This is a genomic window from [Clostridium] symbiosum ATCC 14940, from assembly GCF_000466485.1.
GTDB classification, from domain to species: Bacteria; Bacillota; Clostridia; order Lachnospirales; family Lachnospiraceae; genus Otoolea; species Otoolea symbiosa.
Map to the genome: position 1 here is coordinate 1 of NZ_KE992867.1, position 7,655 is coordinate 7,655.

Consider the following 7,655-nt stretch of genomic DNA (forward strand, 5'->3'; position numbering starts at 1 on the left):
GTTCCGGACGCGTCCTCCGGGCCTCAGTTAAATCCCCCATCTGTGAAATCTCTGTGAAACTGTGGAAACTCCCCCTATAATCTGATAAAATACAGATAAAACATAGATAAAACGCGGCTGTGCGGCAAAACTGTATATACAGAAGAGGTAAACAGCGGGCGAATCATAAATCAGATAACACAGAGGTGAATCATATGGAAATATTAAAAGTGCTGGTAGTGGACGATGAAGCAAGAATGAGGAAACTGGTCAGGGATTTCCTTACGGTCAAGGGATTTCTGGTGGTGGAAGCCGGAGACGGGGAGGAAGCGATTGACATTTTTTTTGAACAGAAGGATATTGCACTGATTCTTCTGGATGTGATGATGCCGAAGATGGACGGCTGGGAGGTTTGCAGAACTATCAGGAAATATTCCCAGGTTCCGATAATCATGCTGACGGCGAGAGGGGAAGAACAGGACGAGCTGCAGGGTTTCAGTCTGGGAGTGGATGAGTATATTTCAAAACCGTTTAGTCCCAAAATTCTGGTTGCCAGGGTGGAAGCAATTCTTCGCAGAAGCAGCACGATGTCCCAGGAAGTAATCGACGTGGGAGGGATCCATATTGACAAATCAGCCCATCAGGTTCTGGTGGACGGTAAAAATGTGGATTTAAGCTATAAAGAATTTGAATTGATTACGTATTTCGCAGAGAATCAGGGAATTGCACTCTCCAGAGAAAAGATTTTGAATAATGTTTGGAATTACGATTACTTTGGCGACGCCCGGACAATCGATACCCACGTGAAAAAGCTCCGCAGCAAGCTGGGCGATAAAGGCGATTATATTAAAACCATCTGGGGCATGGGATATAAATTTGAGGTAGACGGATGAGACACAGGACGCTGAAGTGGAAATTTACAGTAACATTTATCAGCATGATGGCCCTGGCCGTGACGGCTACATGGTGTATCAATAACTGGTTCCTGGAGGGCTATTACCAGAATTATAAAATAGGTGTTCTGGAGAAAGGCTACCATGCGATTGATACGATTGTGCTGGAAGAGAAAAAAAACGGAGGAAGCGCTTTGGAGGGCGCGGAAGATGAGCTTAACAGTTCCGCTGATTTTTTTACTGTCGGAAATCCGGATGCGGGAAGGCAGAACCGGGGGCGAAACTATCCGGAAGAAGAGCAGGAAGATGGTTCTTCGGAAAGTCCCGGCGCACAGGGAAGCAGCGAAGCCAGCGGTGTTGCAAAGCTGGCTGAAGTGGTACGCTATCTGAGGGATACGTCCAATATCACACTGCTGATCTGTGACAGTATGAACGGTAATATCCTGGTATCTTCTATGAAAGATATTCAGGTAATGAAGGACAGGGTGAGCCAGTATATTGTAGGTAGGAATGCTCCGCACAGGGAAATCCTTAAAGAGCATGAAAATTATATGATACAGAAAACATATGATCCCAGGACAAAAACAGTCTATCTCGAAAGCTGGGGCTTTTTCTCCGATAACGGCACTATCTTTATTATGACGACGCCCCTTGACAGTATCAGGGAGAGCGCGGCCATATCCAACCGGTTCCTGATGTATGTGGGGATTGCCGTTATCCTGGTCAGCAGCGTCATTCTCTATTTTATAACGAGAAGAGTCACGGCTCCGATTCATGAGCTGTCACAGCTCTCTGAAAAGATGTCCAACCTGGATTTTGAGGCTAAGTACGAAGATACCAAACACCCGACAGAGGAAATCAGCACACTCGGCAACAGCATGAATGTCCTGTCCGACAAACTGAGAGACACCATCGGGGAACTGAAAGCCGCCAATATCCAGCTTCAGAGGGACATCGAAGAAAAGACGCAGATTGATGAAATGAGAAAAGAATTTATCGCCAATGTCTCCCATGAACTGAAGACGCCCATCGCACTGATCCAGGGATATGCAGAGGGGCTGACGGAGGGAATGGCGGAGGAGAAGGAGAGCCGGGATTATTACTGCGAGGTCATCATGGATGAAGCAGGCAAGATGAATAAGATGGTAAAACAACTGCTTACGCTGACCGCGTTGGAGTTTGGAAATGAACAGACGGTGATGGAACGGTTCAATCTGACAGAGCTGATCCAGGGAGTGATATCGGCGGCAGGCCTGATTCTCCAGCAGAAGCAGATAACCGTAGAGTTTTCTTGTACGGAACCGCTTTATGTATGGGGCGATGAATTTAAAATAGAGGAGGTAGTGACGAACTATTTCAATAATGCGCTCAACCATGCGGAGGGTGATAAAAAGGTAATAATCCGCGCGGAGAGGAATGAAGAAGAGGTCAGGGTCACTGTATTTAATACGGGCCGGCCGATACCGGAAGCGGATATACCGAATCTCTGGATGAAATTCTTTAAGGTTGACAAGGCCAGAACGAGGGAATACGGAGGAAGCGGAATCGGATTATCAATCGTAAAGGCGATTATGGATTCCCATCATAAGAAATATGGCGTCAGGAACCTTGAGAACGGCGTGGAATTCTGGTTCACGCTGGATTGCAGCAGGAAGGCCTGACAGGAGCGGTAAAGGAGAGGATATAATGGCAGACAGGGCGGATAATGGGATTAGAAAACAGGATAATTACGGGACGGGGGATTGCGCCAATATAATTGCGCCCGACGGAGAGTACGAACAGATGGAGCCGCTTGACAAGGCGGCGGGATTCAGGATACGGCCCGGGCTGTATGGAAGCAATGGGGCGACTGCGCTGCCCGGCGCCGTCAATTTCACCGTCCATTCCCATGGGGCGTACTCCTGTGAACTGCTGTTATATCACAGAATGGAGAACAGTCCGTATGCCGTGATACCGTTTCCGGAGAATTACAGGGTGGGAAATGTCTATTCCATGATCGTATTCGGGCTTAAAATAACGGAATTTGAGTATGCCTACCGGCTGGACGGCCCTTGGGATCCGTCAAAAGGACTGCTTTTTGATAAGACAAAGCCGCTTCTCGACCCATATGCCAAAGCGATAACCGGCCAAAGCGTCTGGGGAGTGAAGCGCAGTGATGAAGATCAGTACCATGCCAGAGTTGTCAGAAATAACTTTGACTGGAAGGATGTGTTCCCTCCCCGGCTTTCCATGAGTGAATCCATCATATATGAAATGCATGTGAGGGGCTTTACGAATCATCCGTCTTCCGGAGTTAAGAATCCGGGAACCTTTGCGGGGCTGATGGAGAAGATTCCCTATCTGAAAGATTTGGGGATTACAACGGTGGAGCTGATGCCGATCTTTGAATTTGATGAGACACAGGATGCCCGGGTGGTTGGCGGAAAAAAACTCTGCGACTTCTGGGGATATAATACGGTAAGCTTTTTTGCCCCGAACACCAGCTATACGGCGGCCGATGAATACAACCGGGAGGGGGAAGAACTCAAGACTCTGATCAAAGCGCTGCATGAGAACGGAATGGAGATTATTCTGGATGTCGTATTTAACCATACGGCTGAGGGCAATGAGCATGGCCCTGTGATTTCTTTTAAGGGCTTCGACAACAATATATATTATATGCTGACCCCGGAGGGCTACTATTACAATTTCAGCGGCTGTGGAAATACGCTGAACTGCAATCACCCGATAGTGCAGGAGATGATCGTGGAATGTCTGCGTTACTGGGTGACATCCTACCATGTGGACGGTTTCCGGTTTGATTTGGCCAGCATTCTCGGGCGGAATGAGGACGGGGCGCCGATGCTGAATCCTCCGCTCTTAAAGAGACTTGCATTTGATCCGATTCTGGGAGATACGAAGCTGATCGCCGAGGCCTGGGATGCAGGCGGACTCTATCAGGTGGGCAGTTTTCCGGCTTTCAGCCACTGGGCCGAGTGGAACGGAAAATACAGGGATGAGCTGAGGAGCTTTTTAAAAGGTGATTACTGGCTGGCTCCCCAGGCCGTGAAAAGAATTGCCGGATCGCCAGATTTGTACCGTTCGGAGAAGGATTACCAGGGATATAATTCATCGGTTAATTTTATCACCTGCCATGACGGTTTTACCCTTTGTGATCTCTATTCCTATAATCAGAAGCATAATGAGGATAACGGCTGGAACAATACGGACGGGACCGATGACAACAGAAGCTGGAACTGCGGAACGGAGGGCCTTACTGATGATGAGAGAATTATCAGGCTGCGGCTCAAGCTGATGAAGAATGCATGCGCGGTCCTGCTGTGCAGCAGGGGGACCCCGATGCTGCTTTCAGGAGACGAATTCGGTTTCTCTAAGCATGGTAACAACAATACATACTGTCAGGATAACGAATTATCATGGCTGGATTGGGGACTGGTGGAGAAGAACCAGGAATTGTTTCAATTTGTCAGGAAAATGATACATTTCAGAAAAGAACACAAGGTCATCGGACATGAACTGGGAACGGCAAGATGCGGTTTTCCTGCGGTCAGCGTGCATACATTGAGAGCCTGGGATTCTTCCGTTACAAATGAATCGCGAACGGTGGCAGTCATGTTCGCAGGATATGATGAGGAAAGAGAGACAGATGATATTGTATATCTGGCGGTAAATCCATATTGGGAGGAACAGTATATGGAGCTGCCGAAACTTCCGGCTCACAGCCGATGGAGACTGGCGGCGGATACCTCGGATGAGCAGCCGGAACGTTCTTTATCCGGAAATGAGCCGTGCCGGATTGGCGCACGCTCCGTTATGGTTCTGACCGCCGCAGAATGTAAATAAAACGATAAAAAAGCAGAAAGGAAGGCGGGGAGAATTGACACCCGAAGCCTGCTGTGCTATAGTTTCGCATATCGGAATGATAACGAATTTAGGACGGTTACGGCAGACAGGAGGAAGAGCGGTATGGGAAAGAAATCAGTCAGAACCGCATTATTTCTTCTTCCGGCCGCCTTCTGTCTGCTTATATTATTTTTCAGGCCCCACAGTCTTAATCAGGTCCGCCCGGTTACCGGCGGAGATAAGGCTGATGGGGGGTTTTGTGCCTTGGAGACGGATGCCGGCAAGCAGGAAGGAGAAGACCGCAGATTTCTCCCTGCGGCACAGCCTGTCTCTTTTTCGGTAAAGGCCGGATATAAAAACGGTCTGTACATAAAAGAGGAGGAGCCTGACTTGGACAGTCTGCAGCCTCCTGAGGGCGGAGACTGCCCTGTTTTCTTTACAATCCCCTTTTCGGACAGCTTTGCCGGCTTAAAGGGAAGCTTTTGTCTGCATCTTTGTACCGCGCTGCTCCAGATGGGCAGCGCTCTGTATCTTGTCTGTATTCTCCATAAAAGAGATGGAAAAAAACGTGTTACCGCCTGAAATTGGATTATGTTCAGCCGAAAGAAAGCCGGGCTGCACCGTTAAATTATATTGCAGGAGGAATACACGTGAAAAATAAGAAAAATCATATATGGATAGCTTGCATCGTTATAGCTGTCTTTGTTTATGCTGCCATTTTCGGGTGCGGTGACGATGTAAAGGGAATCAGGGAAATGCGTTTCGGAATTGATATCCGGGGCGGAGTGGAGGCAGTATTCGAACCGGCAGGGGATTACCGGCCGTCGGAAGGGGAACTGGAATCTGCCAGAGATGTGATAGAGGGCAGGCTGGATGCCAAAAATATTCTGGACAGGGAAGTGACGGTTGATAAAAAGGCAGGCCACGTCATTGTCCGTTTTCCCTGGAAATCGGATGAGAAAAATTTCAATCCGGAGGAGGCGATTGCCGAACTGGGAGAGACGGCCCGGCTCACCTTCCGGGATGAAAAAGGAAATGTGCTGGTGGAAGGAAAGGATGTAAGCGGCAGCGAGGCTGTCCGGGATCCGAAAACAGGGGAAAGCGTCGTCAGCCTCTCCTTTGACCACGCCGGGGCTGCGGCATTTGCAGAGGCTACGGGAAGACTGACCGGGCAGAGGATCGGCATTTATATGGATGAAACACTGATATCGGCGCCGGTCGTCAGGCAGGCGATAACGGATGGCACAGCCATGATAAGCGGTATGAATTCCCCGGAGGAGGCAAAACAGCTGGCGGAAAAAATACGTGCAGGCGCATTGCCGTTTTCCATGAAAACCACCAACTATAATACAATCAGCCCCACGCTGGGAAACCAGGCCCTTCAGTCCATGGCGGCGGCAGGGCTTTTCTCCCTGCTTCTGATCTGCCTGTTTATGATGACATATTACAGGCTGCCGGGAATTGTAAGCTGCCTGACGCTGCTGTTTCAGATGTCATTGCAGGTGCTGGCAATTTCGATTCCCCAGTATACGATCACACTGCCGGGTATTGCAGGGCTGATTCTCTCGGCCGGAATGGCGGTGGATGCGAATATTATCATCAGCGAGCGGATCAGTGAGGAATTGAGGAATAAGATGACGGTAAAGCAGGCGGTGAGAAGAGGATACAAAAACGCATTTTCTTCTGTCCTGGACGGAAACATAACCACTGCGGCCGTAGCCGCCATCCTTATGTTCTTTGGCTCCGGAACCATGCTGAGCTTCGGTTATACGCTGCTTACGGGAGTTCTTATCAACCTTTTTGCCGGAGTGTGGATGTCCAGGGCAATTCTTAACTCCCTGACAGAGTATCCGGCTTTCTGCAAAGAGCGTATGTTCCGGAAGAAGAGAGAAAAAAAGGTACTGGGATTTTCCAAAAAACGAAAATGGATTCTGTGCTTTACCTGCTGCGTGCTTCTTATGGGAACCTTACTCAGCGCTAAGAATGGAATGAAATTGGATACGCAGTTTACGGGAGGCGTTATTCTCAAATATACCTATGCTCAGGAAGCAGACCCTGAAGCTGTCAAAGCCGGAGTGGAAAATGAACTGGGCCGCCCTGTCAGCGTACAGACATCGGAGGATCCTCTGACCGGTGAAAAAAAGCTGGTGCTGACTCTGGCTGGCAACCGGGGAATCCTGCCAAAGGAACAAGCTCAGGTAACAGATTTTTTAAACAGCCTGGGCGGAAACTTTGCATTATCCGAGACATTTGCCGTAGAGCCCTATATCGGGGCTAAGGCACTCAAAAATTCGGTGACGGCAGTAGTTCTGTCGGCCCTTTTCATTATTGTCTATATCAGGTTCCGTTTTTCCTCACTGTCGGGGCTGGCAGCCGGGATGTCGGCTATCCTGGCCCTCGTTCACGATATTCTGATAGTTGTCTTCATTTTTGGGATTTTCAGAATACCGGTTAATGATGCATTTGTAGCGGTAACGCTTACAATTATCGGTTACTCCATCAATGACACAATCGTACTCTATGACAGGATACGTGAAAACATGAAAGAGGCGGGAACGAAGACGAGCCTGGCCGGCCTGGTGGACAGGAGCATCACGGAAACGCTGGGGCGTTCCGTCAATACGGCGCTTACGGTTGTCATGAGCATTTTTATCGTATATATCTTTTCGGTTATTTACAGAATTGAATCGATCCAGGTGTTTTCACTGCCTCTGCTTGCCGGCCTGATCAGCGGATGCTATTCCTCCGTATGTATTGCAGGTCCGCTGTGGGCATACTGGGAGGAAAGAAAATTGACGAAGAATGGGAGGGAAAAGTAAAATTGGAATGGAGATTTAACTGAGGTGTGGAGGACGCGTCCGGAACGGACCATGTCGGTGTGGTGAGGGATATGGCTGAGTCTTCCATCCCCGGTTGGAGGGTGTCGTGAGGGGGAATCCG

5 protein-coding genes are annotated in these 7,655 nt (G+C 49.0%); all 5 read left to right on the plus strand.

What is annotated here, in order from left to right:
- Positions 1-194 precede the first annotated feature (194 nt).
- The 5 genes from CLOSYM_RS07620 (at position 195) to CLOSYM_RS07640 (ending at position 7,534) form a co-directional block, all read left to right on the plus strand.
- Positions 195-872 (plus strand): response regulator transcription factor, encoded by a 678-nt coding sequence (locus CLOSYM_RS07620; protein WP_003501634.1) that lies wholly within the window; start codon positions 195-197, stop codon positions 870-872.
- Positions 869-2,533, plus strand: a complete 1,665-nt coding sequence (locus CLOSYM_RS07625; RefSeq protein ID WP_021641663.1) for a sensor histidine kinase — start codon at positions 869-871, stop codon at positions 2,531-2,533. The genes CLOSYM_RS07620 and CLOSYM_RS07625 overlap by 4 nt, the downstream gene beginning before the upstream one ends.
- A 25-nt stretch (positions 2,534-2,558) precedes the next feature.
- Entirely contained in the window at positions 2,559-4,715 is a 2,157-nt protein-coding gene (glgX, locus tag CLOSYM_RS07630; RefSeq protein WP_021641664.1) for a glycogen debranching protein GlgX, read from the plus strand.
- 123 nt (positions 4,716-4,838) lie between these two features.
- Positions 4,839-5,297, plus strand: coding sequence for a hypothetical protein (locus tag CLOSYM_RS07635; protein WP_021641665.1), 459 nt, complete (start codon positions 4,839-4,841; stop codon positions 5,295-5,297).
- 68 nt (positions 5,298-5,365) lie between these two features.
- Positions 5,366-7,534, plus strand: coding sequence for a protein translocase subunit SecDF (locus tag CLOSYM_RS07640; RefSeq protein ID WP_003501647.1), 2,169 nt, complete (start codon positions 5,366-5,368; stop codon positions 7,532-7,534).
- The last annotated feature ends 121 nt before the right edge of the window (positions 7,535-7,655 follow it).